Genomic DNA, 26,417 nt, shown 5'->3' with positions numbered 1-26,417 from the left:
CAGGGGGCACCATGCAGGCAGACCAGTCCGCACGGGCGCGGATCCGCGCCGCGGCGCTCGAGCTCTACGCCGAGCACGGAGAGGACGGGGTGTCCATGCGGAGGGTGGCCGCCGAGGTCGGGGTGACGATCGGTCTGATCCAGCATCACTTCGGGACCAAGGAGGGGCTGCGCCGGGCCGTCGACGGACTGGTGGTGGAACGGGTGGTCGGCGCGCTGGCGACGGTCCACCACACGGGGTCGGCGGCCGAGGTTGTGGAGGCGCGCAACGTCGCAGTCCGCGCGATGCTCCGGGAGAACCCGCAGGTGGTGAGGTACCTCAACCGCGCCCTGCTCGAGCCCGACGGGCGCGGGGCCTCGCTCCTGGAGGCGATCGTCGAGCTCACCACCAGGGAGGTCGACGGGCTGCGGCGCGGGGGGCACGCGTCCACGCGGACGCCCGACAAGGTCCAGGTGGTGCGCACGATCATGGATCAGGTGGGCGAGCTGTTCCTCCAGCCCATCGTGGCCGCGATCTGGTCGCAGGTGGACGGTGACCCGACGGGTCGTCCCTCGATCGGCATCACCGTGGAACGCCGGTGACGCCCGTGGAGCCGGGCCGCCGCCCGTCGTGGGTCGTGCGCCGGGGGCCGGCGACCGATAGACTGCCGGGGGCGTAAACCCCGGCATGTCCGCCGGAGTGGGAAGGACACGCACATGAGGTTCACCGGTCTGACGCGACTCGCCGCGACGGCTCTGTTGGCGGGGGCGACGGTCCTCGTGGCCCCGGCGGCGGCGCAGGCCGCGGTGCCGGTCGCGGGCGGGACCCCGGTGCTCGTCGGGGGAACCGCGGGGTGCACCCTGACCACGGCGGGGTACGACGCGGGCGGAACCCCGGTCGCGTTCACCGCCGCACACTGCAGCGACCGCATCAACGCCCCCGTGATCCTCCGGGACGACGAGGCTGCCGGCGTGATCGGGACCGTCGTCACGCGGAACGAGATCCTCGACTACTCGGTCATCCGGCTCGACCCGCGCGTCGCGGTGCCGGTGCGCCAGCCGGGCGTCACGGGCCGGGGGCCCGCGCCCGAGTTCGGCGATGTTGTCTGCAAGGACGGCGCGTCGACCGGCCACACCTGCGGCATCACCTGGCAGCGCGACGGGGTGAAGTTCTGGGCCCACGCGTGTGCCGGTCACGGTGACTCCGGTGGGCCCGTGACCCGGGACGGTCGCCTGGTGGGACTGCTGTCCGGGGGCCAGATGGCGCCGGCCGCGGGACCGCTCGGCAGCGTGTCCTCCGTCCTGCCGCCGTGCGTCCACCCGGCGCAGAGCCCCTTCTTCGTCCCGGCCTTCGCCTTCTCCTTTGACGCGATCGTCGCCGACGCCACGGCCCGCAACTGGCCGGGGCGCGGCTTCCAGCAGGCCTGACGCGCGGTCGCCCCGGCGGCACGAGAGGGGCCCGGTACCGAAGCGCTTCGGTACCGGGCCCCTCTCGTGCCGCCCCCGTGGTCCGGCCGGGTGTCAGGTCACTTCAGCTCGGCGCTGGACAGGTCCAGCATCCGTCGGGCGATCACCAGCTGCTGGATCTGCTGGGTGCCCTCGAAGATGTCGAGGATCTTCGAGTCGCGCGCCCACTTCTCCAGGAAGCTGCGCTCGGAGTAGCCGTAGCTGCCCGCGAGTTCGACCGCGCCCAGGGTGACCGCGGAGCCGGTGCGACCGGCCTTGGCCTTGCACATGGACGCCTCCTTGGTGTTGGGCATCTTGTTGTCGGCCATCCACGCCGCGCGCAGCGTGAGCAGGTACGCGGACTCCCAGTCGGCCTCGAGCTCGAGGTACTTGGCGACCGCGGCGGGTTGGCTGGTGGCCGGCCGGTCGTAGTCGATCTCCATCCCCGCCTCCTCGAGGAGGGTGCGGATCTCCTCGAGGGCGGCGCGGGCGACGCCCACGGCCATCCCCGCGACCAGGGGCCGGGTGTTGTCGAAGGTCTGCATGGCGCCGGCGAAGCCCTTGTCCACCCGGATCTCCGGGTCACCCAGGAGGTTCTCCTTGGGGACACGGCAGTCGGTGAACGTGATCTGGGCGGTGTCGGAGGCGCGGATGCCGAGCTTGTGCTCGAGCCGGTCCACGTTGACACCCGGGTGCTCGCGGGGCACCACGAAGGACTTGATGGCCGCGCGGCCCTTGCTCTTGTCCAGCGTCGCCCACACCACGATGTGGTCCGCGCGCGCGCCGGAGGTGATGTAGATCTTGGTCCCGTTGATCACGTACTCGTCGCCGTCCAACCGGGCGGTGGTGGAGACCGCCGCGGAGTCGGAGCCGAACTCGGGTTCGGTGATGGCCATGGAGGCCCACACCCGGCCGAACCTCTCCATCTGCTCGTCGTTGGCGACGGCCGCGATGGCGGAGTTGCCCAGGCCCTGACGCGGGATCGACAGGGTCAGTCCCACGTCGCCCCAGCACGTCTCGATGATGTTGAGCAGGGACTTCATGTTGCCGCCGTTGGACACGCCCTCCCGACGCGGGGCACCGCCCGAGCCCATGGTGGCGCCCGAGGCCGCCTTGCCGGCGTCCTCCATGGCCTCCATCAGGGCCTTGAGGGTGTCGAGTTCGACGGGGTACTCGTGCTCCGCGAGGTCGTACTTGCGGGAGACGGGACGGAAGATCTGGGTGGCGACCTGGCGGGCCTGGTTGGCGCCCACCTGGAGCCGCTTGGGGAGTTCGAGGTTGATCATCGTCGATGGTCCTTACGTCCGGGTGGGGGAGGTGGTCTGGTGGGCGGCGCTCACAGGACCACCACGCCCTCGGCCACGCCCACGGCTCGCAGGTCGCGGTACCACCGCTCGACGGGGTGCTCCTTGGTGAAGCCGTGGCCGCCGAGGAGCTGGACGCCGTCCAGGCCGATCCGCATGCCCTTGTCCGCCGCGATCTTGCGGGCCAGCGCGGCCTCGCGGGCGAAGGACATGCCCTGTTCGGCGCGCGAGGCGCCACGCCAGGTCACCAGGCGCATGCCGTCCAGCTCGGTGGCCATGTCCGCGACGGCGAACGCCACCGCCTGGCGGTATGCGATGGGCTCGCCGAACGCCCTGCGCTCCTTGACGTACGGGGTCACGTAGTCCAGGACGGCGTGGGAGGTGCCGACGGCGAGCGCGGCCCACCCGAGCCGCGAGAGCCGGACGATGTCGGCGTAGGTGGCCATCCGGTCCTCGGGGGAGGCCTCCGGGCCTCCGAGGATCGCGTCGGCGGGCAGCGAGACGTCGGTGAGGACGATCCGACCGAGGCCGGCGGCGCGGAGCCCCATGGACGGGTCGGCCTCCACGACGAGGCCGTCGGTGTCCGACTCGACCACGAAGAAGGTCGGGGAACCGTCGAGGGTGGCGGCGACGACGAAGAGTTCGGCGCTCCCGGCCGTGGGCACCATCGACTTGACGCCGGAGAGCGAGAAGCCGCCGGGCACGCGCGTGGCCGTGGTCCTGAGATCGAACGGGTCGAACAGTGGACGCGGCTCGGCCACCACGACCGCGGCCGCCGGGACCTTCTCGGAGGCGAACGCCGGGAGATAGGACTTCTGCTGGGCGTCCGAGCCGAACTGGGTGAGGGTGGTCGCCACGCCCGAGGGGGCGAGGATCGGCAGGGCCAGGCCCATGTCGCCGTACGCGAGCGCCTCGGCGACGAGCGCGTTGGTCACCACGCCGCGCTCGGTGGCGATGCCCTCGAACTCCTCGGGGACGTTGAGCAGGGCGGCACCGATCTCGGCGGACCGGGCCATCAGCGACGCGGGCGCCTCGGCGGCGTGGTCGGCGTCGTGGGCCGCCGGACGGATCACCTCGGCGGCGAAGTCGCGCACGGTCTCGACGATCATCTGCTGCTCGTCGTCGAGGGTGAGGTCGAACAGGTCGGGCCGGGCCTCGGTGTCCGCGTCGGGGAGCCGCTTGGGCGCGCCGCCGCCGGACACCTTCTTGAAGGACTCCGTCGCGGCGCCCAGGGTCTTGAAGCCGGTCCGGGTGGCCTCGTAGGCCACCCGGTCGACCTTCTGCCGCAGCTTGAAGCGCTCGGCGAACTCCGACCCCGTGATGGTCGTGAGGGCGCGCATCGCGGCGCCGATCGCGTCGATGCGCGTGGGGTTCTTGCCCGGGGTCGAGGTCTCCGCGCGTCCGGTCGTGGACGGGGGCGTGGGGTTCTTGCTCATCATCACCAGCTGTTCTCGTGACGGACGGTGGACGGTGCTGTCCCCGATACCTTACTTCGGAGTAAGTTCCGGACGCCACACTTTCCCCGCGAGGGGTGGAAGTCGCAGGTGGGGGCGGCGAGCTCAGCCGCGCAGGAGGGCGACGGCCTGATCGACCGCGCGGGGTCGCCCGGCGACAAACCAGTCGTAGCCGTTCACCTCGACGGTGGTGCAGACCCCGCCGGCGCCCTCGACCAGCGCCCGCCCGGGCAGCCAGTCCCATTCCGGGCAGGAGTGCTGGCACCACACGGTGTGGACGCCACACGCCACCGATGCCAGGTCCACGGAGCCCGAGCCGAGCATCCTGATGGTCGCCGCTCCCCGGCTGACCCGGTGGAAGGGCTCGGCGAGGTCGGGGTCGGCGAAGAACGGCGGGTGGAGATAGGTGGCCAGGCTGCCGTCGGCGAGGTCGCCCGGGGTGAGCCTGTCGACCGGCACCCCGTTGCGGCGGGTGGGCAGGTCGGAGCCGCCGACGAAGGTGTCCCCGGTGACGGGGCGGTGGACGGCCCCCAGCAGGTAGCCGTCGCCGCCGGTCACGGCCACCGCCGAGCACCAGTAGTCGGAACCGGTGACGAAGTTGTAGGTCCCGTCCACAGGGTCCACGACCCATCGACGCTCGTGCTCGGCCGGCACGAGGGTGCCCTCCTCCCCGAGGACCCCGTCTCCGGGGCGATGGGCGGCCAGGAGCGCGGTGATCTCCCGCTCGGCCGCTTCGTCGGCCTCGGTGACCACATCGGAGACCGAGGTCTTGCGGTGGACGTCCAGTCCGTCCTCGCGCAGGCGTCGCGCGAGGGTTCCGGCGCCAACGACGAGGCGGGCGGCCAGGTCCGCGTCGGTCATCGGCGCGACGGTCTCGTGGGGAAGTGGGCGTGGGCGGCTGGTGTCGATGGACATGCACTTCCTCCGCTAGGGCCTCGGGCGGCCCGCTGACCTCGTCCGGTGGCGGGTACGCCGCGGTCGACGCTACCCCCGACGGGCGACGGGTGAGCGTGCGGCGGACCACGGGAGGGAGTCGGGTGGTCAAACGCGAGACGACGTCCGGTCCGCGTAGAGTTGGCTTCCGTGCACCCTGACGTTTCCGCCGACATCGGCGCCCTCGACGCCACCATGACCACCGTCGAGAAGGTCCTCGACATCGAGGAGCTCGCCCGCCGCGTCGACGAGCTCGAACAGATGGCCGCCGATCCCGACCTGTGGAACGACCAGGACCGGGCCCAGAAGGTGACCAGCGAGCTCTCCTACATCCAGGCCGACCTCCGGAAGTGCCGTGACCTGCGTCAGCGCATCGAGGACCTGCCCCTGATGTACGAGTTGGCCGAGGAGGAGGGCGAGGACGCGGTCGCGGAGGCGGACGCCGAACGCTCCGCTCTCCGCGAGGACGTCGAGGCCATGGAGGTCAAGACGATGCTCAGCGGCGAGTACGACCAGCGCGAGGCCGTGGTGAACATCCGCTCCGGCGCCGGCGGCATCGACGCGGCGGACTTCGCGGAGATGCTCATGCGCATGTACATCCGGTGGGCGGAGAAGGCCGGTCACAAGGTCGAGGTCTACGACACCTCGTACGCGGAGGAGGCGGGCATCAAGTCCGCGACCTTCGTGGTCCACGACCCCTACATGTACGGCACCCTCTCGGTCGAGCAGGGCACCCACCGGCTGGTGCGGATCAGCCCGTTCGACAACCAGGGCCGCCGCCAGACCTCGTTCGCCGAGGTCGAGGTCCTCCCCGTCGTCGAGCAGACGGACTCGATCGACGTCGACGAGAACGAGGTGCGTGTCGATGTCTACCGGTCCTCCGGGCCCGGTGGGCAGTCCGTCAACACCACCGACTCGGCGGTCCGGCTCACCCACGTCCCGACCGGCATCGTGGTGACGTGCCAGAACGAGAAATCCCAGCTGCAGAACAAGGTCGCGGCGATGAAGGTCCTGGCGGCCAAGCTGCTCGCCCGCAAGCAGCAGGAGGAGCGGGCGGCGCTCGACGCCCTCGGCGCTGGCGGTAACGCCTCGTGGGGTAACCAGATGCGCTCCTACGTCCTGCATCCGTATCAGATGGTGAAGGACCTGCGCACCGAGTACGAGGTCAACAACCCGTCCGCCGTGCTCGACGGGGACATCGACGGGTTCATCGAGGCGGGCATCCGTTGGCGGATGCGGGAGGGGGCAGGCGCCGAGTGAGGTTCCGGGCCGACTTCAGTGGAATCCTGACCTGGCTCAGCAACCAGGGGCTGGAGGTCGTCCTCCTGATCCTCGGTGCGGCCCTGATGACGCGGGTGATCGCCAAGATCGCCCGGATGTGGACCGGACGGATCGACTCCCGGCACGTCGACGAGGAGTACTGGTCGGAGGAGTCCAAACACCTCCACTCGCTGATCCAGGTGTTCTCCTACGTCGCGGTGGGCGTCCTGTACGTCCTGGTCGGCATCCAGATCCTGCTGCGCTTCGGCGTCAACCTGGTCACCCTGGTGGCGCCGGCCACGGTGCTCGGCGCGGCGCTCGGCTTCGGCGCGCAGAAGATCGTGCAGGACTTCCTCTCCGGATTCTTCATCCTCGCCGAGCGGCAGTACGCCTACGGCGACATCGTCGAACTCACCACGTCGACCGGCGTCACCTCGGGCACGGTCGAGGACGTCACGCTGAGGATCACCCGGCTGCGCAACCTCGACGGCGAGGCCGTGATCGTCCCCAACGGCCAGATCGTCACCGCGATCAACCAATCGCAGGACTGGGCGCGTGCGGTCATCGACGTCCCGGTGCCCAACAACGCCGACATGGACAAGGCCCACGAGGTGCTGGCGCAGGTCTGCCGCGACATCATCGAGGACGACCGGGTGGGCGAGTACATCCTCGACGAGCCCACCGTCATGGGTGTGCAGTCGATCCGGCTCGAGCAGACGGTGATCCGGCTCCTGGCGCGGACCAAGCCCGGGATGCAGTGGGAGGTGGGGCGCCGGATGAGGGCGGTCATCCTGCGTCGTTTCCGCGCCGAGGGCATCAACCTCGACCCGGATGGACTCGCGGCGATCCGAGCGGGGATGCTGCGACAGCCGAGCGGAGAGGGGGCGGTCTGATGTCCGGGACCCGAGATGACACCACCGGCGAACCTCCGGTCGGACGCGACCGGTCGAACCCCGGCGGGACGCCGGATCCCGACGGGCGGTCCCGGCGCCCCCGCCCGGCGATCCTGGCCCTCGCGGGGGAGTTCCTCAGGATGTCGCGGACCACCGCGGTCCTGCTGATCGCCTTCGTCCTCACCGGGGCGTTGTACCTCCTGGTCCGGGAGCAGCCGGTGGTGGGCTTCGGCCCGGCTCCGGCCCCTGCCCCGGCGACCACGGAGCCGGCCCCGCCGCCCGCCCCGACCGCGACCGCGCCGGTCGTCGACTCCTCCGAGCCGGCCCCGACCGGGCAGTCCACCCCGCCGGGGACCGGGTCCTCGGTCAGCTCCGAGGTCGCGACGCCGCGCCAGCAGAGCCCGACGCCGTCCGACCGACCGGGCGGCCCCACGAGCCCCCAGCCGACGCCGGACCAGTCGCCACAGCAACAGCCCCGACAGGACCAGCAGGAGGCCCCCGTCGCCGGAGGCGCGGGGTCGCCCCAGGCGTGAGGTCCGGGGAGGTCGGCGGGACCGTCAGGGGAGGGGGCGGTCCTCCGGTTGGGGCACCTGCCCGACCACGTGTGATTGAAGTGGCGCTACGCTACTGCTGTGATCAGTGCTTCTCATGTGACTAAGTCGTACGCGTCCTCGACGCGTCCGGCACTGTCCGATGTGTGCGTGGAGATCGCCAAGGGCGAGTTCGCGTTCCTGATCGGCGCCTCCGGGTCCGGCAAGTCCACCTTCCTCCGGCTCCTGCTCCGCGAGGACACGCCCGATTCGGGCACCCTCGTCGTGGCCGGGCACGACCTCACCCGCATGAAGTCCTCGTCCGTCCCCGCGTTCCGGCGCACCCTCGGCTGCGTCTTCCAGGACTTCAGGCTGCTCGAGGGCAAGACCGTCGCCGAGAACGTGGCGTTCGCCCTCCAGGTCATCGGCAAGTCGCGCCGGACCATCGACAAGGTCGTGCCGGAGACCCTCGAGATGGTCGGCCTCGCCCGTGAGGCCGATCGTCGACCGCACGAGTTGTCCGGCGGTGAGCAGCAGCGGGTCGCGATCGCCCGGGCGTTCGTCAACCGGCCGCTGCTGCTGCTCGCCGATGAACCGACGGGCAACCTCGACCCCGAGACCAGCGAGGACATCATGCTGCTGCTCGACCGGATCAACCGGACCGGGACCACCGTCCTGATGGCGACCCACGACCGGCACATCGTCGACCGCTCGCGGCGCCGGGTGGTGGAGCTGGTCGACGGGAAGGTCGTCCGGGACGACGACCGGGGCACCTACGGGGTGGACCGCTGATGGCCGTCACGTTCATCGCGTCGGAGGTCTGGCAGGGGCTGCGCCGCAACCTGTCGATGACCCTGGCCATGATCATCACCACCGCCGTCGCGCTCGCGATGCTCGGGGCCGGCGTGCTCGTGGTGATGACCGCCTCCGCCAGTCAGGCCAAGTACGACTACCTCAACGAGTTCCGCGTCTACGTGGACCGCTCCATCTCGCTCGAGGATCCCGACTGCACGTCGGCGTGCGGGCGGATCCGCGCCGAGCTCGAGGCCACGGACGGCGTCGCCTCGGTGGAGTACAAGAACCCCCGACAGACGTACGACGAGTTCGTCGAACTGTTCTCCTCGACCGATCCGGTCCTGGTGGAGTCGACCTCCCCCGACGCGCTCGGCTCGCGGTTCACGCTCACGCTCGTCGACCCGACCCGGGCGGAGTCGGTCGCGCAGGCCCTGGCCGACGTCGAGGGGATCGAGATCGTCCAGGGGCAGGGTGAGCTGGTCGAGCGGGTGTTCTCCGTGCTGGACGGGGTCCGGAACGCCGCCTTCACCATCGCGGTGGTCCAGCTCCTGGCCACCGTCCTGCTCATCGCCAACATGACCCAGATCGCCGCGTTCACCCGACGGACCGCGGTCGGGATCATGCGCCTGGTGGGGGCGAGCCGCTGGTACACCGACCTCCCGTTCATCCTCGAGGCGGTGATCGCCGCGGTGGTCGGCGCGCTGCTCGCCGTCGGCGGCCTCCTGGCGGCCAAGGGCGTGTTCCTCGACCGGGTGCTGGCCGAGGCCTACCGCGCGAATCTGGTGGAACGGATCACCACCGCGGACATCCTGCTCCTGGCCCCGGTTCTCGTGGCGGCGGGCGCCGTCGTATCCGCGTTGACCGCGTGGGCCACCCTGCGGATCACGGTTCGGCACTGATCAGTCGCTGATCTACACTCGGGGGTCTGCCAGTCCACGCCGAACGAGGAGGTGAGCCGACGTGGCCAAGAAGGGCAAGAAGAAGGGCGCGTCGTCGCTCGGCTCCGACGGGAGCGTGATCGCCAGCAACCGCAAGGCCCGACACGAGTACACGATCCTCGACACCTACGAGGCGGGCATCGCGTTGGTCGGCACGGAGATCAAGAGCATGCGCGAGGGCAAGGCCTCGTTGGTCGACGCGTTCGCGACGGTCGACGACGGCGAGGTGTGGCTCCGCGGGCTCCACATTCCCGAATATTCGCACGGGAGCTGGACCAACCACGCCCCCAAGCGGGCCCGCAAACTCCTCCTTCACCGCCGCGAGATCGATTCGCTGGTCGGCAAGGTCCGGGACGGCAACTCCACCCTGATCCCGCTGTCCCTCTACTTCGTGGGCGGGCGCGTCAAGGTCGAGCTGGCCGTGGCGCGCGGCAAGCAGGCGCACGACAAGCGTCAGGACATCGCCAAGCGGACCGCCGAGCGCGAGGCCGTCCGCGAGATCGGCAGGAAGATCAAGGGCATGACCGGATGATGCCGGTCGCGCTGGCGTCGACCTCGGCGGTGGCGTATGGCATCAGCGACTACCTCGGCGGGGTGGCGTCCCGCCGGGCCCGCGCGCTGCGCGTGGTCAGCGTGGCGTACCCGCTGTCGATCCTGCTGGTCGGTGGGGCGGCGGTGGTGGCCGGTGGCTCGCCCACTCTCGTCGGGGTGGCGTGGGGAGTGGCCTCGGGACTGGCGTCGGGGATCGCGGTGTGGTCGTTCTACGTCGCGCTCTCGCGCGGTCCGATGAGCGTGATCTCGCCGATCACCGCGGTGCTCGCCGCGGCCGTCCCGCTCGGCGTCGGCCTGGCGGCGGGGGAGCGGCCCGGGGGGAACGCGCTCCTCGGCATGGCGCTGGCCCTCGTCGCCACGGTCCTGGTGTCGCTGGAGAGCGAGGAGGGGTCCTCGGCCGAACACGGGCGGCTCACCCCGCAGTTGATGGCGCTCACGGTGATCTCGGGCCTGGCGTTCGCGGGCTTCTTCGTCCTGTTGGCGCAGGTTCCGCCGGGCGAGGGACTGTGGCCGGTCGCGGCGTCACGGATCGGGGCCACCGTCGTCGTGCTGGCCGCGGCCATCGCCGTACGCGAGTCGTTCGGGTTCTCCGGTCGTCTCGTCGCCATCGGGTTGGTGATCGCGGTGTTCGACGCCGTCGCCAACGGCAGCTTCTACTTCGCCTCGCAGGCCGGCATGCTCTCGCTCGTCAGCGTGATCGCCGCGCTCTACCCCGCGTTCACGGTCGCGTTGGCCGTCACCCACGGAGGGGAGCGCCTGCGCCCGGTGCAGTTGGCCGGGCTCGGTCTGGCGGGGGCGGCGATCGTCCTGCTCGCGCTGGGCTGACCCGGTGAGGCACATCACCCTGGCGGGCCCGCCCACATCGGGGTATGGTCGGGAGTCCGTCGGCGTGAGTCGGCGGACCTGACGGGGCTGATGTGGTTTCGACTACGTGAGTTGACGCAGGGGAAGCGTGCCGGTGCAGGCCAGAGACCACCGTAAGCGTCGCGGCAACCAATTACGCGCCGATACCAATCAGCGCGACTACGCCCTCGCTGCCTGATAGCGAGCTCGTAGTCTGTCGGCCCGGGGTCGCTCTCGCCCCGGTCACCGGCATCATCTAGAGAGATCACCGCCCCACCCGGTCACGGGGTGGGTCGGGACACCTCACAGTGACTGGGATCGTCATCGCCGACATGTCCGTATGAGGGCGAGATCCGAGTAGATGCCACAGCGGACTGCGCACGGAGAAGCCCTGCCGAGGCTGCGGAGGACCCGGGTTCAATTCCCGGCAGCTCCACCATCGGGCCGAGCCCCCGGTCGATCACCGACCGGGGGCTCGGTGCATTTCACCTGCCCGACCGCCCGCGGCTCCGAGCGGGCAGCGGCGCTTCGGTACCCTCTCGGTAGTCGCCGATCGCCCGGACAGGGGCCGTCGGCATCCCAGTAGAGAGAGGCCCGCGCACACGTGAACGCCAAGCCCGCAGGTAACAAGAGCACCAAGGTGCTGCAGACCAAGTCGAACAACGGGATGCTCATCACGGTCGCGGCCCTGATCGCCGTCGCCGTGGTGGTGCTCGGAGGAATCGTCTGGATGGCGCAGCGGGGCGGGGAGGCCAACCCGATCACGTTCGGCGAGACGGCCGACCCCCTGATCGGGATCTCCGACGCGGGAGTGGTCACGGTGGGCGAGGAGGGCGCGCCGACGGTCCAGATCTGGGAGGACTACATGTGCCCGGCGTGCGGCTCCTTCGAGGGGCAGAACGGCGAGCGCATCGCGTCCGCGGTCGAGGCAGGGGACCTGCGCGTCGAGTTCCACACCCTCAACTTCCTCAACGGCCAGTCGGGGTCGGGGGAGTACTCCACCCGCGCCCTCGCGGCCATCCAGTGCGTCGCGGCCAAGGACTCGCTGCCCGTCTTCTTCAAGGTCAAGAACGCCTTCTTCGCCCAGCAGCCCTCGGAGGGCGGCGGCGACCGCACCCCGAAGGAGCTGGCCGACACCGCCGAGGCCGCGGGCGCGAACGCCGACTCGGTCGAGTGCATCGGCAACGTGGAGACGAACGGCGGCATGGACAAGGCCTCCGACAGCGCCGACAACGCGCAGAAGAGCATCCGCGAGATCACCGACCGCGTCTCTACGCCGACCGTCGCCTTCGACGGCAAGGTCGTCGAGATCTCGGACCCGACCTGGCTCGACACCATCCTGGCGTAGCGCCGTCCGGCCGTGCTCGCCGCCGGCCCCGTCCCACGCGGGCGGGGCCGGAGGCGATTTGGAGGGCCCGACCGCGATGGTGTAACTTTGGTCGAGCCGGTGGCCGAGAGGTTGGCGGCGGACAACTGGATACGGGGCTATGGCGCAGCTGGTAGCGCACCACACTGGCAGTGTGGGGGTCAGGGGTTCGAATCCCCTTAGCTCCACCACGGGGATACCCCGGATCATCTGAGGAAGATGATCCGGGGTATCTCTTTTTTTGCCCGGTGGGCGGTCCCGGGTCGATCAGCCCCGGCCGAGGCTGCCGACGCTGCCGAGGCTGCCGAGGAACCCCGCGAGCGAGCCGGTGGCGGGCGGATCGACCGGGGGATTGCATCCGGTGACCTCGATCGAGTGCCACTGGCGATCTCCGAGCCACTCGGGATTTCCGTCCTGCGTCTGGCCGTTGTTGCCGGGGGGGCCCAGCACCATGCGGTAGGACACGGTGTGGGTGTCGGACTCCGGGTTGGGGAGCGGCGGGTTGTACGTCCCGGTGATGTCCTTCAGGTCCTGGACGTAGGTCTTGGTCGACGGCGCCCGGTCCGACACCATCCACCTCTTGTCGACGGTGTTCGGGCCCTCGGTCGGGATGTCGTCCGGCCACCGGGGGCCCTCGAGCACGGTCGACGCCATGCCTCCGGTGCGGCCGATGTCGAACGGAATGCCGTCCACCGTCCGCAGCGGCTCGTCGTCGATGCGCCAGTCGAGGGTGTAAGTGGTGACGTTGGTCGTGTTGCGGATGGTGAACTCGGCCTTGCAGTTTCCGAGGTCCTCGGCCCAGAACTGGACCGGTCCGGTGCGCTGACCGCCCTCTGCGGCGGTGGCCACGGCCGCGGTGGTCGTGAGGCCGGCGCCGAGCAGGGTCGCCGTCGCGAGTCCGGTGAGGAGTCTGTGTGCTGGCATAAGTGGTGCCCTTCCTGGAGTGAATGGATCGAGAACAGTCAACACGGCAACGTGATGCGCCTTACGGGCGGCCTTCTCTCCACCATGTGTCGAGCGGGGAGGCGGGCACGGCGCGCTTGTGGCGGGACACGACGAACATCTGCTCGATCCGGGCCGCGGCGTCCGCCGGGACGCCGTCGCGACCCTCGAGGTAGTCGTCGATCTGCTCGTAGGTCACGCCCAGCCGGACCTCGTCGGGCAGGCCCGGGCGATCGTCCTCCAGATCGGCCGTGGGGACCTTGCGCCAGGTCGACTCCGGTGCGCCCAGGTGGCGCAGCAGGGCGGCGCCCTGCCGCTTGGTGAGGCCGGTCAGGGGGGTGAGGTCCACGCCACCGTCGCCGTACTTGGTGAAGAACCCGGTCAGTGCCTCGGCGGCGTGATCGGTTCCCACGACGAGGAGGCCCAACTGCCCGGCGACCGCATACTGCGCGATCATCCGCTCGCGCGCCTTGATGTTGCCGCGGACGAGGTCGCGGAGCGGGCCCGCGTGATCGGGGAGGGCGTCCAGGGCCGTGGCCGCGGCGGCGGACGCGGCGTCGGACGCGGCCCGGACATCCACCGTGATGGCGGCGTCGGGCCGGATGAACTCAAGGGCCGTCTGCGCGTCGGCCTCGTCGGACTGGGCACCGTAGGGCAGCCGCATCGCCACGAACCGGGCGGCCGCCAGGCCCTCGTCCCGGAGCTTCTCCGCGGCGAGTTGGCAGAGCCGACCCGCCAGCGTCGAGTCCTGACCGCCGCTGATGCCCAGCACGAATCCCGTCGCCGGGGTCGAGCGGAGGTAGTCGACGAGGAAGCAGACCCGGCGATCGACCTCGGCCGCCGGATCGATCTCGGGCCGGACCCCGAGTTCCTCGATGATCGCGGTCCGTATCTCTGTTCCGATGGGGGTGTCAGCCATGGGTGCCAGCATAGGGTGCGGGGACTTCTCCGCCGGTTGGAGTTCTGGTGGGGCCTTCCGTTACGATGGACCAGTTGTGTGTCGTGCATCCGGCCCCGTGGCCGGACGTCTCGCACAGTCATCCCCAGACGAGTCGGCGGCCCTCATGGCCGCCCGAGAGCCTAAGGAGCGCCAGATGAAGGTCCGCAAGTCCCTTCGGTCGCTGAAGAACAAGCCGGGCGCCCAGGTTGTCCGTCGTCACGGCAAGGTCTTCGTGATCAACAGGAAAGATCCCCGGTTCAAGGCCCGTCAGGGCTGAGTTCCGCCGCGTGGGTTCCCACGCACCCTCGAGGGCCCGTCTCCGGTTTGCCGGCGGCGGGCCCTCGTCGTCGTCGTTGTCGTCGTCGTCCCGTCCCCTCCCGCCCCGGTCCGTCGTGTGGAGGGAGTGGGGACAACATGTGGGCCACATGGGGAGGGCCTGTGGACGGTCGGGATCCGCCGCGAGGGGCGTCCGCCGGTCGGGCGGGGGACGGGGCGCCGGCCCCGGGCGGGGCTCGGGGACGGCGGTTCCGGGGCGGGGTCGCGAGCGTCCACAAGGCGGGATCGCGACCTGGGAATACCAGCGTTGTAAGACCAAAATGTTGTGGTTGGTTGACCTTCCAGCCACTAGGGGTAGTGTCTAGAGGCGTCGCGGTCCCGATGAATGCCACTCGTGGAGTTCGGGTCGTGAACCATGACAGACACCGCGGTTGTCCACAGGCCGGGCGAGAGCGCCGGAACCGATGACCGCTAGAGAAGACCCCTCCGCGCCGCCCGGCGCCCGTGCCGAAAGAGGACCCCGACTCATGGTCACCGTCTACACCAAGCCCGCCTGCGTCCAGTGCAACGCCACCTACAAGGCGCTCGACAAGCAGGGCATCGACTACGAGATCGTCGACATCTCGATGGACGACGACGCGCGGGAGTACGTGATGGCGCTGGGGTACCTCCAGGCGCCCGTCGTGGTGGCCGGAGGCGACCACTGGTCGGGCTTCCGCCCGGATCGGATCAAGGCGCTCGCCTCGGTGGCGGCCTGAGGCCCGGTCGGTCCGGAACCGGTGGGAACACACTGACGTGAGGTAGAGGGGGCGGTCATGGCGGCTCCGTTGCCGGCCGGCGAGCCGGTGGGGATCGTCTACTTCTCCAACATCTCCGAGAACACCAAGCGGTTCGTCGACAGGTTGGGGCTGCCGGCACTGCGCATCCCGGTGCGCAGGTCCGAGCCCGAGCTGGTGGTGTCGGACCCGTATGTTCTGATCGTCCCGACGTACGGGGGAAGCCTCGAGATCACGGGGGGAAGCGGGGCCTCGGTTCCGCGCCAGGTGGTCGCGTTCCTCAATAACGCGCACAACAGAAGCCTCTGCCGGGGCGTCATCGCCGCCGGCAACACCAACTTCGGATCGGATTACGGTCGCTCCGGCGACGTGATCGCTCGCAAGCTGGAGGTCCCGTACCTCTACCGGTTCGAGTTGATGGGCACATACGAGGACGTCATCCGCGTCCGAGAAGGATTGGAAGAGTTTTGGCAGCACCAACCGTGACCCCGGACAGCACCATCGCGGGAGAGGCGGGCGAGGGGCAGCGCCTGGATTACCACGCGCTCAACGCCATGCTCAACCTGTACGACGCGGACGGGAAGATCCAGTTCGACATGGACCGTCGGGCCGCGCGGGAGTACTTCCTCCAGCACGTCAACCAGAACACGGTCTTCTTCCACAACCTGGACGAGAAGCTGGACTACCTGGTCGAGAAGAACTACTACGAGCGCGAGGTGCTCGACCAGTACGCGCGGAACTTCGTGCGCGAGCTGTTCGACCATGCCTACGCCAAGAAGTTCCGCTTCCCCACGTTCCTCGGCGCGTTCAAGTACTACACCTCGTACACGCTCAAGACCTTCGACGGGAAGCGGTACCTCGAGCGGTACGAGGACCGCGTCTGCATGGTGGCGCTGACCCTCGCGGCGGGCGACCAGGTGCTGGCACGGCAGTTGGTCGACGAGATCATCGACGGCCGCTTCCAGCCGGCCACGCCCACGTTCCTCAACTCGGGCAAGAAGCAGCGCGGCGAGCCCGTCTCGTGCTTCCTCCTGCGTATCGAGGACAACATGGAGTCGATCGGCCGCAGCATCAACTCCGCCCTCCAGCTGTCCAAGCGGGGTGGCGGCGTGGCACTGCTGCTCTCGAACCTCCGTGAGCACGGCGCGCCCATCAAGCACATCGAGAACCAGTCGTCCGGCGTCATCCCCGTGATGAAGCTGCTCGAGGACTCCTTCTCCTACGCCAACCAGCTCGGAGCCCGCCAGGGCGCGGGCGCCGTGTACCTGCACGCCCACCATCCGGACATCTTCAAGTTCCTCGACACCAAGCGGGAGAACGCCGACGAGAAGATCCGCATCAAGACCCTCTCGCTGGGCGTGGTGATCCCGGACATCACGTTCGAGCTGGCCAAGCGCAACGACGACATGTACCTGTTCTCGCCGTACGACGTCGAGCGCATCTACGGCAAGCCGTTCGCGGACGTCGACATCTCGGAGCACTACCACGAGATGGTCGAGGACAGCCGGATCAAGAAGACCAAGATCAACGCCCGCCACTTCTTCCAGACCGTCGCGGAGCTGCAGTTCGAGTCCGGCTACCCGTACATCATGTACGAGGACACGGTGAACCGGGCCAACCCGATCGCCGGCAAGATCACGCACTCCAACCTGTGCTCGGAGATCCTCCAGGTCTCGACGCCGTCGGAGTACAACGAGGACCTCACCTACTCGCACGTGGGTAAGGACATCTCCTGCAACCTCGGTTCGCTCAACATCGCCAAGGCCATGGACTCGCCGGACTTCGGCCAGACCATCGAGACGGCGATCCGGGGCCTGACCGCGGTGTCGGACCAGACCCACATCGACTCCGTCCCGTCGATCGAGCGGGGCAACTCGGAGTCCCACGCGATCGGCCTGGGGCAGATGAACCTCCACGGCTACCTCGCGCGGGAGCGGATCCACTACGGATCCGAGGAGGGCGTGGACTTCACGAACATCTACTTCTACACGGTGCTGTTCCACGCGCTGCGGTCCTCCAACGCCCTCGCGCGGGAGCGGGGGACGTGGTTCGCGGGCTTCCCCGAGTCCACGTACGCCTCCGGCGAGTTCTTTGACAAGTACACCGACCAGAGGTGGGAGCCGGCCACCGAGAGGGTCCGTCAGCTCTTCGCGGACGCGGAGGTCGCCGTCCCGACGCAGGACGACTGGCGCGCGCTCAAGGCCGACGTGCAGCAGTACGGCATCTACAACCAGAACCTCCAGGCGGTCCCGCCCACCGGTTCGATCAGCTACATCAACAACTCGACCTCGTCGATCCACCCCGTCGCCTCGCGGATCGAGATCCGCAAGGAGGGCAAGATCGGGCGCGTCTACTACCCGGCGCCCTACCTCACCAACGACAACCTGGACTACTACCAGGACGCGTACGAGATCGGGTACGAGAAGATCATCGACACGTACGCGGCGGCGACCCAGCACGTGGACCAGGGCCTCTCGCTGACCCTGTTCTTCAAGGACACGGCCAGCACGCGCGACGTCAACCGGGCCCAGATCTACGCGTGGCGCAAGGGGATCAAGACCCTGTACTACATCCGGGTGCGCCAGCTCGCGCTCGAGGGCACCGAGGTCGAGGGCTGCGTCTCGTGCATGCTCTGAGTCTCGTGCATGCTCTGAGTCTCGTGCATGCTCTGACCCGCCGACCGCAGGCCTGCGGCCCGAACCACACCCGCCACCACGAGGAGATCCGATGACCGCCGAGCTGCACGCTCCCGGTTCCCACAGCCCCGCCGCCGGGCTCGCCCCGCGACTGGTCGACCGCGTGTCGGCGATCAACTGGAACCGGGTCACCGACGAGGTCGACGACCAGGTGTGGGGACGACTCACCAGCAACTTCTGGCTGCCGGAGAAGGTCCCGGTGTCCAACGACATCCCGTCGTGGCAGACGCTGACGGATGTCGAGCAGGAGCTCACGACCCGGGTCTTCACGGGCCTGACCCTGCTGGACACCCTCCAGGGGACGGTGGGGGCCGTGAGCATGATCCCCGACGCCTCCACCCCGCACGAGGAGGCGGTCCTCACCAACATCGCGTTCATGGAGTCGGTCCACGCCAAGAGCTACTCGACCATCTTCTCGACGCTCTGTTCCACCCCGCAGATCGATGACGCCTTCCGCTGGGCCGAGGAGAACACGTTCCTGCAGCGCAAGGCCCACGTGATCCTGGGCTACTACTCGGGGGACGACCCGCTCAAGAGGAAGATCGCCTCGACCCTCCTCGAGTCCTTCCTCTTCTACTCCGGCTTCTACCTGCCGATGCGCTGGTCCTCGCGGGCCAAGCTCACCAACACCGCGGACATCATCCGGCTGATCATCCGCGACGAGGCGGTGCACGGGTACTACATCGGATACAAGTACCAGCGCGGCCTCGAGCACGTCGGCCAGGCCGAGCGCGACGAGCTCAAGGACTACACCTTCGAGCTGCTGTTCGAGCTGTACGACAACGAGGCGGACTACACGGAGGACCTGTACGACTCGGTCGGCTGGACGGAGGACGTCAAGAAGTTCCTGCGCTACAACGCCAACAAGGCGCTGATGAACCTCGGTTACGAGGGGATGTTCCCCAAGGACGAGACCAACGTCGACCCGGCCATCCTGTCGGCGTTGAGCCCCAACGCCGACGAGAACCACGACTTCTTCTCGGGGTCCGGCAGCTCCTACGTCATGGGCAAGGCCGAGGCCACCGAGGACGAGGACTGGGATTTCTGACCCTCCCGCAGCGCGTGGTGAGCCCCCGACATCCACCCGGAGATGTCGGGGGCTCACCCGTCCGGCCGGACATCGCCCCTAGCCGTCGGGGGCGATCCCGTTGATGGAGTTCCTGATGTCGTCCAGGACGGCGCGGGCGGCGACGGGCCCGGCGCCCTCCCACACGGCGCGGTCCACCACGAACACGCGGCGGGCGCCCACCGCGTCGAGGTCCCTCCACCTGGTCGAGGCGAACACCTCCCGGGCGGCCTCCTCCGACCGGTCACCGCCGCCCACCACCGCGAAGATCACGTCGCCGTCGAGCGGGTCACCCACGGGAGGCGACTCGGGCGCCGGCGGGACGCCCCGGCCGTCCCGGGTGCGCTGGGCCGGGGGCCGGCCGGCCCCCACGGCCTCGAGCATCAACGATCCGAGGGTGTCCGGGCCCTGGACCGAGACTGCCTCCCCGTCCGCGCCCGCCACCGAGAGCAGGGAGACCCACGTATCGGAGGGGGTGGTGGCGCCGGCGGTGATCCGGGCCCGCTCGATCACGTCCAGAAGGAGGTCCCCGCCGGCGCGGGGTCGGCCGTAGGCGTCGGCGATCTCCGCGGTGGCCTCGCTCCACCGCAGGACGTCCGAGTCGTAGACCACGGTGGGGGCCACCCCGGCCAGGGCCCGCGCCACGTCCGGGTCCGGCACCTGGTCGGCGGCCACCACGATGAGGTCGGGCCCGAGTGCGCGGGCCGCGTCCGCGACCCCGGCGGGCGCGGACCCGGCGGTGATCGCGAGGTCGGGCAGCCCGAGGAGGGAGGCGGGTAGGTAGACGTCGGCGTCGGGCGGCAACCCGGACGTCCCGACGACGAGACCCTGCAGCCCCAGGGCGCAGGCGACGTCCACGGCGCCCGCCCCGAGCGCGAGGATCCGCTCCGGCGATCGCGGGACCCCGACCTGGTCCGGTCCCGCGACCCCGGACGGGACCCGGCGCTCCCCGCCTCCGGGGAACTCGACCGGTGCCGGCTCGGGCGCGCACGACTCGTCCGGCTCGGCGGATCTCTGGAGTTCCTCGCCGGCCATCCGGGAGGGCGTCGTGGTGATCGGCTGGTCGACCATGTCGACGGGGGAGGGGCCGCAGGCGGCCAGCACCAGACCGGCGACGAGAGGCGCCGCGGCCCGTGCCGGCCGACTCAGGTACCCCCGGTCGGGGCGACGGGGTCGGATCGGGGCGGAAACGGTCATGGGGAGAGCCTAGGAGATCGCCGCCCGGGCCCCGTCCCCGTGCCGGTGGCGGCGGGTATGGACGTCGTTCGCGGCCCGACGCGGCGGGCCGCGATTCCCGGGGGTCGGCACCCGTGACGAGTTCGGCGGGGTGGGTGGTGCACTGTCTCAGCGGAGGGTTAGGATTGCGCTCACGCACTATTCCTATGCGTTCGACGTGGGGTCGGTGGTTCGGCCCACGGCGTCGGGTGAGGCGTTCAGGAGGACCCTTATGACCGCAGTGGCCCCCAAGCCGGTCCACGATCTCGACCACCCACCGGGCGAACCCACGGGTAACGCCCGCAAGGGGTCGTTCGTGTGGAAGATGCTGACGACGACCGATCACAAGATGCTCGGCATCATGTACATCGTCTCGTGCTTCATCTTCTTCTTCATCGGCGGCCTCATGGCGCTGCTCATCCGTGCGGAGCTCTTCTTCCCGGGCATGCAGTTCCTGTCGAACGAGCAGTTCAACCAGCTCTTCACCATGCACGGCACGGTGATGCTGCTGCTGTACGGCACCCCGATCGTCGTCGGATTCGCGAACTACATCATGCCGCTCCAGATCGGCGCCCCGGACGTCGCGTTCCCGCGTCTCAACGCCTTCGGGTTCTGGCTGTTCACCGTGGGTGGCATCACCATGCTCTCGGGATTCCTCACCCCCGGCGGTGCGGCGGCCTTCGGCTGGACCATGTACATGCCCCTGGCCGACAAGATCCACTCCCCGGCCGTCGGCGCGGATCTCTGGATCCTCGGCGTGGGCCTCGGCGGCATCGGCACCATCCTCGGCGCGGTCAACTTCGTCACCACGATCATCTGCCTCCGTGCGCCGGGCATGACCATGTTCCGCATGCCCATCTTCACGTGGAACATCCTCGTGGCCTCGGTCCTCATCCTCCTGATCTTCCCGCTGCTCACCGCCGCCGCCCTCGGCGTCTTCTACGACCGCCAGTTCGGCGGGCGGATCTACGATCCGGGCAACGGTGGCGCCATCCTGTGGCAGCACCTGTTCTGGTTCTTCGGTCACCCCGAGGTGTACGTCCTCGCGCTGCCGTTCTTCGGCATCGTCTCCGAGGTCTTCCCGGTGTTCTCGCGCAAGCCGCTCTTCGGTTACGCCGGCCTGGTCTTTGCGACCCTCGCCATCGCCGCGCTGTCCATGGCGGTGTGGGCGCACCACATGTTCGTCACCGGCGCCGTGCTGCTGCCGTTCTTCTCCTTCATGACGTTCCTCATCGCGGTTCCCACCGGGGTGAAGTTCTTCAACTGGATCGGGACCATGTGGCGCGGGAAGATGACCTTCGAGACGCCGATGGTGTTCGCGCTCGGCTTCATCGTCACCTTCCTCTTCGGCGGCCTGACGGGCATCATGATGGCCTCGGCGCCGATCGACTTCCACATCTCGGACACGTACTTCATCGTGGCCCACTTCCACTACACGCTCTTCGGCACGATCGTGTTCGCCACGTTCGCCGGCGTGTACTTCTGGTTCCCCAAGATGACGGGCCGGATGCTCGACGAGAAGCTGGGGCACTGGCACTTCTGGCTGATGTTCATCGGCTTCCACACCACGTTCCTCGTCCAGCACTGGCTGGGTAACCAGGGCATGGCCCGCCGCTACGCGGACTACCTGCCCTCGGACAACTTCACGGTCCTCAACCAGATCTCCACCATCGGGTCGTTCATCCTCGGCATCGCGATGCTGCCGTTCATCTGGAACGTCATCAAGAGCTGGCGCTACGGCGAGATCGTCACGGTCGACGACCCGTGGGGCGCCGGCAACTCCCTCGAGTGGGCGACCTCGTGCCCGCCGCCGCGCCACAACTTCGTGACGCTGCCGCGGATCCGCTCCGAGCGCCCGGCGTTCGAGCTGCACTACCCGCACATGAGTGAGCGGATGCGGGCGGAGGCCCACGTGGGCGGCCGCGCCAAGGCCACGGACCCGGATTCCGCGAAGGACGTGGCCGAGCGCGGCCCGTCCCCGCAGAAGGCCTGACACCCCCGCCCGTTCTCACCCGCGGGCGCAGGCCCGGAGAACCCCGTCGGTAGGCTCGTCCACCGGCGGGGTTCCCGCGTGTCGGCCCCTCGGCGCGGCCGACCATCCCCACCCAGACCGTTCGTCAGGAGCACCCGTGAGCACCCCCGGCACCCCGGCCCTTCTCACCGTCACCGGTCCCGACAGGCCCGGTGTCACCGCGAGGGTGATGTCCGTCCTCGCCTCCCACCACGCCGATCTCGTGGACGTGGAGCAGGTGGTGGTCAACGGTCACCTCTCCCTGGGACTGATGGTCCGGGTGGGCGCGGACGTCGACGCTGTCACGGTGGTGCGGGAACTCACCGACCAGGTCGATGACCTGGGAATGCAGCTCGACGTCCAGTTCGACGACATCGCGCCCGCCGCCCCACCGTCCACCCACGCCGTGGTGATCCTCGGCAGCCCCGTCACGGCGTCCGCGTTCTCCGCGGTGTCGGGGTCGCTGGCCTCCATCGGGGCGAACATCGACGCGATCCGGGGCATCGCCGACTACCCGGTCACCGGCCTGGAGTTGCACGTGTCGACGGCCGGGCGCGATGCCGCCGACGACGCCCGGCTGCGCGAGACGCTCGCCCCGCTCTCGGACGCCCACGGTGTCGATATCTCGGTGGACCGGGCGGGCCTGGGGCGGCGCTCCAAGCGCCTCGTGGTGTTCGATGTCGACTCCACCCTCGTCCAGGGCGAGGTGATCGAGATGCTCGCCGCGCACGCGGGCAAGGAGGAGGAGGTCCGCGCCGTCACCGAGCGCGCGATGCGGGGCGAGTTGGACTTCGCGCAATCCCTGCACGAGCGGGTGGCGACCCTGGAGGGGCTGCCGGCGACCGTCCTCGACGAGGTCGCCGCGAGCATCGTCCTCACACCGGGCGCCCGGACCACCATCCGGACGCTGAAGCGGCTCGGGATCCGGTGCGGCGTGGTCTCCGGCGGGTTCATCCAGGTGATCTCCGGGCTCGTCGAGGACCTGGGGCTGGATTTCGCCCGCGCCAACACGCTGGAGGTGGTGGACGGCGTCCTCACCGGACGGGTGGTCGGCGATGTGGTGGATCGTCAGGCCAAGGCCGCGTTCCTGCGCGAGTTCGCCGACGACCTCGGCATCTCGCTGAGCCAGACGGTCGCGGTGGGGGACGGGGCCAACGACATCGACATGCTCACCACCGCCGGGCTGGGCATCGCGTTCTGCGCCAAGCCGGCCCTGCGGGAGGTCGCGGACGCCTCGCTGTCCAAGCCGTTCCTCGACACGGTCCTGTTCGTGCTCGGCATCACGCGGGACGAGATCGAGGCCGCCGACAGCGCCGCCGGCACCTACCGCCGCGTGCCGCTGGCGTGATCGCATCGGGGGCCGCGCTCGACTGGTGCCATGCCCGGCTCCGCGAGGGCTCGGCCGGCGCGGAGGATCCCGACGACCGCACCACGATCCGGTCGATGCCGATCGTCCTGCACCTGCCCAGGGCGGAGCCGCCTGGTCGCACCCCGCTGCTGGAGGCGGTGGCGGGCGCCGTGGCCGCGCTGTGCCTGGACGAGCGTGTGGCCCCGGGCGGTCCGTGGCACCCGGCCTACGCCGCGTGGTTGGACGCCCGGATGCGCAAGATCGCCCGGCGTGCCCGGGGCGCCCAGTGGCAGGCCGCGCTCGAGGTTCCCGGGGTGACGCGCGAGGTGGCGGGATGCGTCGCGAGGGCGTTCGTCCCGGGCCCGGTCGACGAGGTCGACCCCCGGCTGGGGCGGCTGCAGATCGGCGGCACGGACCTCGATCGCGACCGCCCCGGTCCGCCTCCCGCAGGCGTCCCGGTGATCTGGATCGACGGGGCCCTCGCGATGACCGTGGGCAAGGCCGCAGCGCAGGTCGGCCACGGCGTGATGCTGTCGGCGGCGAGCATGGACCGCGCCCGGCTCGACGCGTGGATCGCCGGCGGTCTGCCCGTGGCCGTGCGCGAGGCCGACCCGGGCCGGTGGGGTGAGCTCTCCGGGGCCGTGGCCGCGCGGGTCCCCGGGGTGGTCGGGGTGGTCGACGCCGGGTACACGGAGGTCGCCCCGGGATCGGTGACGGTGATCGCCGAGGACGGCGGCCGGGCGGCGTCAGGCGTCGCGGAGCCGCTCGAGGGCCCCGATCACCACGTCGCGGTCGGTGGTCTGCCAGAACGGCGGCAGTGAGGCCCGGAGATACCCGCCGTAGCGGGCGGTGACCAGTCGGGAGTCCAGCACGGCCACCACGCCACGGTCGTCGGTGCGTCGGAGGAGGCGGCCGACGCCCTGCGCCAGCAGGAGGGCGGCGTGGTTGCCGGCGACGGCGAGGAAGCCGTTGCCGCCGCGGGCCCCCACCGCCCGCTGTCTCGCCGAGAGCAGGGGGTCGTCGGGTCGGGGGAACGGGATGCGGTCGATCACCACCAGGGAGAGCGACCGCCCGGGGACGTCGACACCCTGCCAGAGGGAGAGCGTGCCGACGAGGGTGGTCTCCTCGTCCGCGGCGAACTGCGCGACGAGGTTGGCCGTCGAGTCCTCGCCCTGGCACAGCACGGGGGTGTCGAGGCGGTCCCGCAGCAGTTCCGCGGCCGCCTTGGCCCCGCGCATCGAGGAGAACAGCCCGAGGGTGCGCCCGCCCGCGGCCGTGACGAGGTCGACCAGCTCGTCACCCGCCTCCGGGGAGCCGCCGTCCCGCCCGGGCGCGGGAAGGTGCGCCGCCACGTAGAGGATGCCGTTGCGGCGGTAGTCGAAGGGCGAACCGGCGTCCAGCCCGGTCCATCGCAGGCTGCTCTCGTCGTCGTCGGATGGTGGTTCGAGCGCCACGGCGCTCGCCGGGTCGGGGCGGGCGGAGGAGGCCGGGGGCAGCCCCCAGGTGGCGGCGAGGCCGTCGAACCGCCCGCCCGTGGTGAGGGTGGCGGAGGTGAGGATGACGGTGGATTCGGCGAACAGCCGGGCGCGGAGGAGCCCCGCCACCGAGAGGGGGGCCACGCGGAGGATCCGCCCGCGGCGGTCCTCCTCGGTCATCCAGACGATCTCCAGACGGTCGGTGACGGCGCGCTCGAACGAGGAGAGCATCCGATCGGCGGCGTCGGCGACCTCGTCGAGCGCGGCGAGGGTCTTCTGCCGGTCGGACGCCCCCTGGGGGTCCCCCGCCGCCTCCCCGGGTTTGGGGCCCGGGACGGCGCTCCGGCAGTTCTCCGCGGTCTGGCGGACCGCCGCGAGCGCGAGGTCGGCGCCCTCGGGCAGGAGGTCCCACCGACCCTCGGGACACAGGTCCAGCAGCCCGGCCAGGCCCTCGCCGGCGGCCACCATGCGGTCGGCGGTCTGCTGGTCGACGAGTTTGGCCGCGCGCCGGGCGGCCTGGATCACGGCGGCGCCGGTGAGCTCCGCCGTCGTCACGCCCGTCACGCGGTCGGAGAGCTCGTGCGCCTCGTCGATCACCACCGCGTCGTGCTCGGGCAGGACGGACACGTCGGTCATCGCGTCGATCGCGAGCAGGGCGTGGTTGGTCACCACGATGTCGGCGCGTCCCGCCTCCTGGCGGGCGAGTTCGGCAAAGCACTCGGTGAACTCGGGGCACAGCTGGCCCAGGCACTCCCGGCTGGTCACCGACACCTGGCGCCAGGCGGCGTCGGACACGCCGCGGGGCAGGTCGTCCCTGTCACCGGTCTCGGTGTCCTGCGCCCAGTCGTGGAGCCTGGCGATCTCGCGACCCAGCCAGGAGTTCGGGCCGGTGTCCCGGGGCGAGGACCCGGCGGGGGCGCGCGCGGCGGTGGACTCGCCGCCGATCGGCAGGTCGAAGAGCTCCTCGGTCACCATCTCGTCGGGGTCGACCTGGTCCACCGGGCCGGAACCGACGCGGTGCAGGCACAGGTAGTTCCCGCGGCCCTTGAGGATCGCGTGGGAGGGGGTCACGCCGAGTTCGGGGCGGAGCGCGGCCGCCAGGCGGGGAAGGTCCCGGTCCACCAGCTGGTTCTGCAGGGCGATCGTGGCGGTGGAGACCACGACCGTGCCGCCGGTGGCGACGGCGTGCCGCAGCGCCGGCACGAGGTAGGCCAGCGACTTGCCGGTGCCGGTGCCCGCCTGGACCGCCAGGTGCTCGCCCGTGGCCAGCGCGTTGCCGACCGCCTCGGCCATCAGCATCTGGCCCTGCCGCTCGCTCCCGCCCAGGCTCTCGACCGCGGTGGCGAGCAGGTCGGAGACGGAGGGGAGCGAGTCGGTCAC

General features: G+C 70.2%; 25 protein-coding genes, 1 tRNA gene and 1 other RNA gene. 20 read left to right on the top strand and 7 right to left on the bottom strand.

Annotated features, from left to right (window positions below; genetic code table 11):
• Positions 1-11: 11 nt before the first annotated feature.
• Entirely contained in the window at positions 12-581 is a 570-nt protein-coding gene (locus tag Q0444_RS09290) for a TetR/AcrR family transcriptional regulator (RefSeq protein WP_291082255.1), read from the top strand.
• Between the two features lie 114 nt (positions 582-695).
• Positions 696-1,406, top strand: coding sequence for a peptidase S1 (locus Q0444_RS09285; protein ID WP_291082252.1), 711 nt, complete (start codon positions 696-698; stop codon positions 1,404-1,406).
• 98 nt (positions 1,407-1,504) lie between these two features.
• Here Q0444_RS09285 and Q0444_RS09280 read toward each other — a convergent pair whose 3' ends face one another.
• From Q0444_RS09280 to Q0444_RS09270, 3 genes are all read right to left on the bottom strand, one after another.
• Positions 1,505-2,710, bottom strand: coding sequence for an acyl-CoA dehydrogenase family protein (locus Q0444_RS09280; RefSeq protein ID WP_291082250.1), 1,206 nt, complete (start codon positions 2,708-2,710; stop codon positions 1,505-1,507).
• A 50-nt stretch (positions 2,711-2,760) separates the two neighbouring features.
• Entirely contained in the window at positions 2,761-4,167 is a 1,407-nt protein-coding gene (locus Q0444_RS09275; RefSeq protein ID WP_291082248.1) for an acyl-CoA dehydrogenase family protein, read from the bottom strand.
• A gap of 120 nt (positions 4,168-4,287) precedes the next feature.
• Positions 4,288-5,097, bottom strand: coding sequence for an inositol monophosphatase (locus Q0444_RS09270; RefSeq protein ID WP_291082245.1), 810 nt, complete (start codon positions 5,095-5,097; stop codon positions 4,288-4,290).
• Positions 5,098-5,265: 168 nt separating this feature from the next.
• Here Q0444_RS09270 and prfB point away from each other — a divergent pair, with 168 nt between their 5' ends.
• The 10 genes from prfB to Q0444_RS09220 all read left to right on the top strand — a co-directional run bounded on the left by prfB (position 5,266) and on the right by Q0444_RS09220 (position 12,483).
• Complete coding sequence (gene prfB, locus Q0444_RS09265; protein WP_291082242.1) at positions 5,266-6,375, top strand: peptide chain release factor 2; 1,110 nt, start codon at positions 5,266-5,268, stop codon at positions 6,373-6,375.
• Positions 6,372-7,268 carry a mechanosensitive ion channel family protein gene (locus Q0444_RS09260; RefSeq protein WP_291082239.1) on the top strand — a complete coding sequence of 299 codons (897 nt, stop codon included), beginning with the start codon at positions 6,372-6,374 and terminating at the stop codon, positions 7,266-7,268. Before prfB ends, Q0444_RS09260 begins: the two co-directional genes overlap by 4 nt.
• Positions 7,268-7,801 carry a hypothetical protein gene (locus tag Q0444_RS09255; protein WP_291082236.1) on the top strand — a complete coding sequence of 178 codons (534 nt, stop codon included), beginning with the start codon at positions 7,268-7,270 and terminating at the stop codon, positions 7,799-7,801. The genes Q0444_RS09260 and Q0444_RS09255 overlap by 1 nt, the downstream gene beginning before the upstream one ends.
• A 99-nt stretch (positions 7,802-7,900) precedes the next feature.
• Positions 7,901-8,590 (top strand): cell division ATP-binding protein FtsE, encoded by a 690-nt coding sequence (gene ftsE / locus Q0444_RS09250; RefSeq protein WP_291082233.1) that lies wholly within the window; start codon positions 7,901-7,903, stop codon positions 8,588-8,590.
• Positions 8,590-9,492, top strand: a complete 903-nt coding sequence (gene ftsX, locus Q0444_RS09245) for a permease-like cell division protein FtsX (protein ID WP_291082230.1) — start codon at positions 8,590-8,592, stop codon at positions 9,490-9,492. Before ftsE ends, ftsX begins: the two co-directional genes overlap by 1 nt.
• Positions 9,493-9,553: 61 nt before the next feature.
• Positions 9,554-10,063 (top strand): SsrA-binding protein SmpB, encoded by a 510-nt coding sequence (smpB, locus tag Q0444_RS09240; protein WP_291082227.1) that lies wholly within the window; start codon positions 9,554-9,556, stop codon positions 10,061-10,063.
• Positions 10,060-10,908 (top strand): EamA family transporter, encoded by an 849-nt coding sequence (locus Q0444_RS09235; protein WP_291082224.1) that lies wholly within the window; start codon positions 10,060-10,062, stop codon positions 10,906-10,908. The genes smpB and Q0444_RS09235 overlap by 4 nt, the downstream gene beginning before the upstream one ends.
• An 83-nt stretch (positions 10,909-10,991) precedes the next feature.
• Positions 10,992-11,365: a transfer-messenger RNA gene (gene ssrA, locus Q0444_RS09230) on the top strand.
• Positions 11,366-11,530: 165 nt separating this feature from the next.
• Positions 11,531-12,274 carry a thioredoxin domain-containing protein gene (locus tag Q0444_RS09225; protein WP_291082221.1) on the top strand — a complete coding sequence of 248 codons (744 nt, stop codon included), beginning with the start codon at positions 11,531-11,533 and terminating at the stop codon, positions 12,272-12,274.
• A 133-nt stretch (positions 12,275-12,407) separates the two neighbouring features.
• Positions 12,408-12,483, top strand: a tRNA-Ala gene (locus tag Q0444_RS09220).
• Between the two features lie 76 nt (positions 12,484-12,559).
• Here Q0444_RS09220 and Q0444_RS09215 read toward each other — a convergent pair.
• On the bottom strand, positions 12,560-13,216 hold the full coding sequence (locus tag Q0444_RS09215; RefSeq protein ID WP_291082218.1) for a hypothetical protein: 657 nt from the start codon (positions 13,214-13,216) through the stop codon (positions 12,560-12,562).
• 61 nt (positions 13,217-13,277) lie between these two features.
• Positions 13,278-14,153 (bottom strand): ammonia-dependent NAD(+) synthetase, encoded by an 876-nt coding sequence (gene nadE / locus Q0444_RS09210; RefSeq protein WP_291082215.1) that lies wholly within the window; start codon positions 14,151-14,153, stop codon positions 13,278-13,280.
• A 175-nt stretch (positions 14,154-14,328) separates the two neighbouring features.
• Between nadE and ykgO the strand changes: the two genes are divergently transcribed.
• The 5 genes from ykgO to nrdF all read left to right on the top strand — a co-directional run bounded on the left by ykgO (position 14,329) and on the right by nrdF (position 18,970).
• On the top strand, positions 14,329-14,451 hold the full coding sequence (gene ykgO, locus Q0444_RS09205) for a type B 50S ribosomal protein L36 (protein ID WP_291082212.1): 123 nt from the start codon (positions 14,329-14,331) through the stop codon (positions 14,449-14,451).
• Between the two features lie 526 nt (positions 14,452-14,977).
• Positions 14,978-15,208 (top strand): redoxin NrdH, encoded by a 231-nt coding sequence (locus Q0444_RS09200; RefSeq protein ID WP_291082209.1) that lies wholly within the window; start codon positions 14,978-14,980, stop codon positions 15,206-15,208.
• Positions 15,209-15,265: 57 nt separating this feature from the next.
• Positions 15,266-15,712 carry a class Ib ribonucleoside-diphosphate reductase assembly flavoprotein NrdI gene (nrdI, locus tag Q0444_RS09195; RefSeq protein ID WP_291082206.1) on the top strand — a complete coding sequence of 149 codons (447 nt, stop codon included), beginning with the start codon at positions 15,266-15,268 and terminating at the stop codon, positions 15,710-15,712.
• Positions 15,713-15,780: 68 nt separating this feature from the next.
• Positions 15,781-17,862, top strand: a complete 2,082-nt coding sequence (gene nrdE / locus Q0444_RS09190; RefSeq protein WP_291082273.1) for a class 1b ribonucleoside-diphosphate reductase subunit alpha — start codon at positions 15,781-15,783, stop codon at positions 17,860-17,862.
• A gap of 91 nt (positions 17,863-17,953) precedes the next feature.
• Positions 17,954-18,970, top strand: a complete 1,017-nt coding sequence (gene nrdF, locus Q0444_RS09185; RefSeq protein ID WP_291082203.1) for a class 1b ribonucleoside-diphosphate reductase subunit beta — start codon at positions 17,954-17,956, stop codon at positions 18,968-18,970.
• A 78-nt stretch (positions 18,971-19,048) separates the two neighbouring features.
• On the opposite strand, the gene Q0444_RS09180 is transcribed toward nrdF, so the two are convergent.
• Positions 19,049-20,185 (bottom strand): ABC transporter substrate-binding protein, encoded by a 1,137-nt coding sequence (locus tag Q0444_RS09180; protein ID WP_291082200.1) that lies wholly within the window; start codon positions 20,183-20,185, stop codon positions 19,049-19,051.
• Positions 20,186-20,435: 250 nt separating this feature from the next.
• On the opposite strand from Q0444_RS09180, the gene ctaD reads away from it, so the two are divergent.
• The 3 genes from ctaD to Q0444_RS09165 all read left to right on the top strand — a co-directional run bounded on the left by ctaD (position 20,436) and on the right by Q0444_RS09165 (position 24,383).
• Positions 20,436-22,196: a cytochrome c oxidase subunit I gene (ctaD, locus tag Q0444_RS09175; RefSeq protein ID WP_299023043.1), complete on the top strand. Its 1,761-nt coding sequence runs from the start codon at positions 20,436-20,438 to the stop codon at positions 22,194-22,196.
• Positions 22,197-22,332: 136 nt separating this feature from the next.
• On the top strand, positions 22,333-23,562 hold the full coding sequence (gene serB, locus Q0444_RS09170) for a phosphoserine phosphatase SerB (RefSeq protein ID WP_291082188.1): 1,230 nt from the start codon (positions 22,333-22,335) through the stop codon (positions 23,560-23,562).
• Positions 23,559-24,383, top strand: coding sequence for an aminoacyl-tRNA hydrolase (locus Q0444_RS09165; protein ID WP_291082185.1), 825 nt, complete (start codon positions 23,559-23,561; stop codon positions 24,381-24,383). Before serB ends, Q0444_RS09165 begins: the two co-directional genes overlap by 4 nt.
• Here Q0444_RS09165 and Q0444_RS09160 read toward each other — a convergent pair.
• Complete coding sequence (locus Q0444_RS09160) at positions 24,309-26,417, bottom strand: ATP-dependent DNA helicase (RefSeq protein WP_291082183.1); 2,109 nt, start codon at positions 26,415-26,417, stop codon at positions 24,309-24,311. The two genes, Q0444_RS09165 and Q0444_RS09160, sit on opposite strands and share 75 nt — an antisense overlap.

It is taken from the genome of uncultured Dietzia sp. (assembly GCF_937873725.1).
GTDB lineage: Bacteria > Actinomycetota > Actinomycetes > Mycobacteriales > Mycobacteriaceae > Dietzia.
This window is presented reverse-complemented; position numbering and strand designations above follow the sequence as displayed.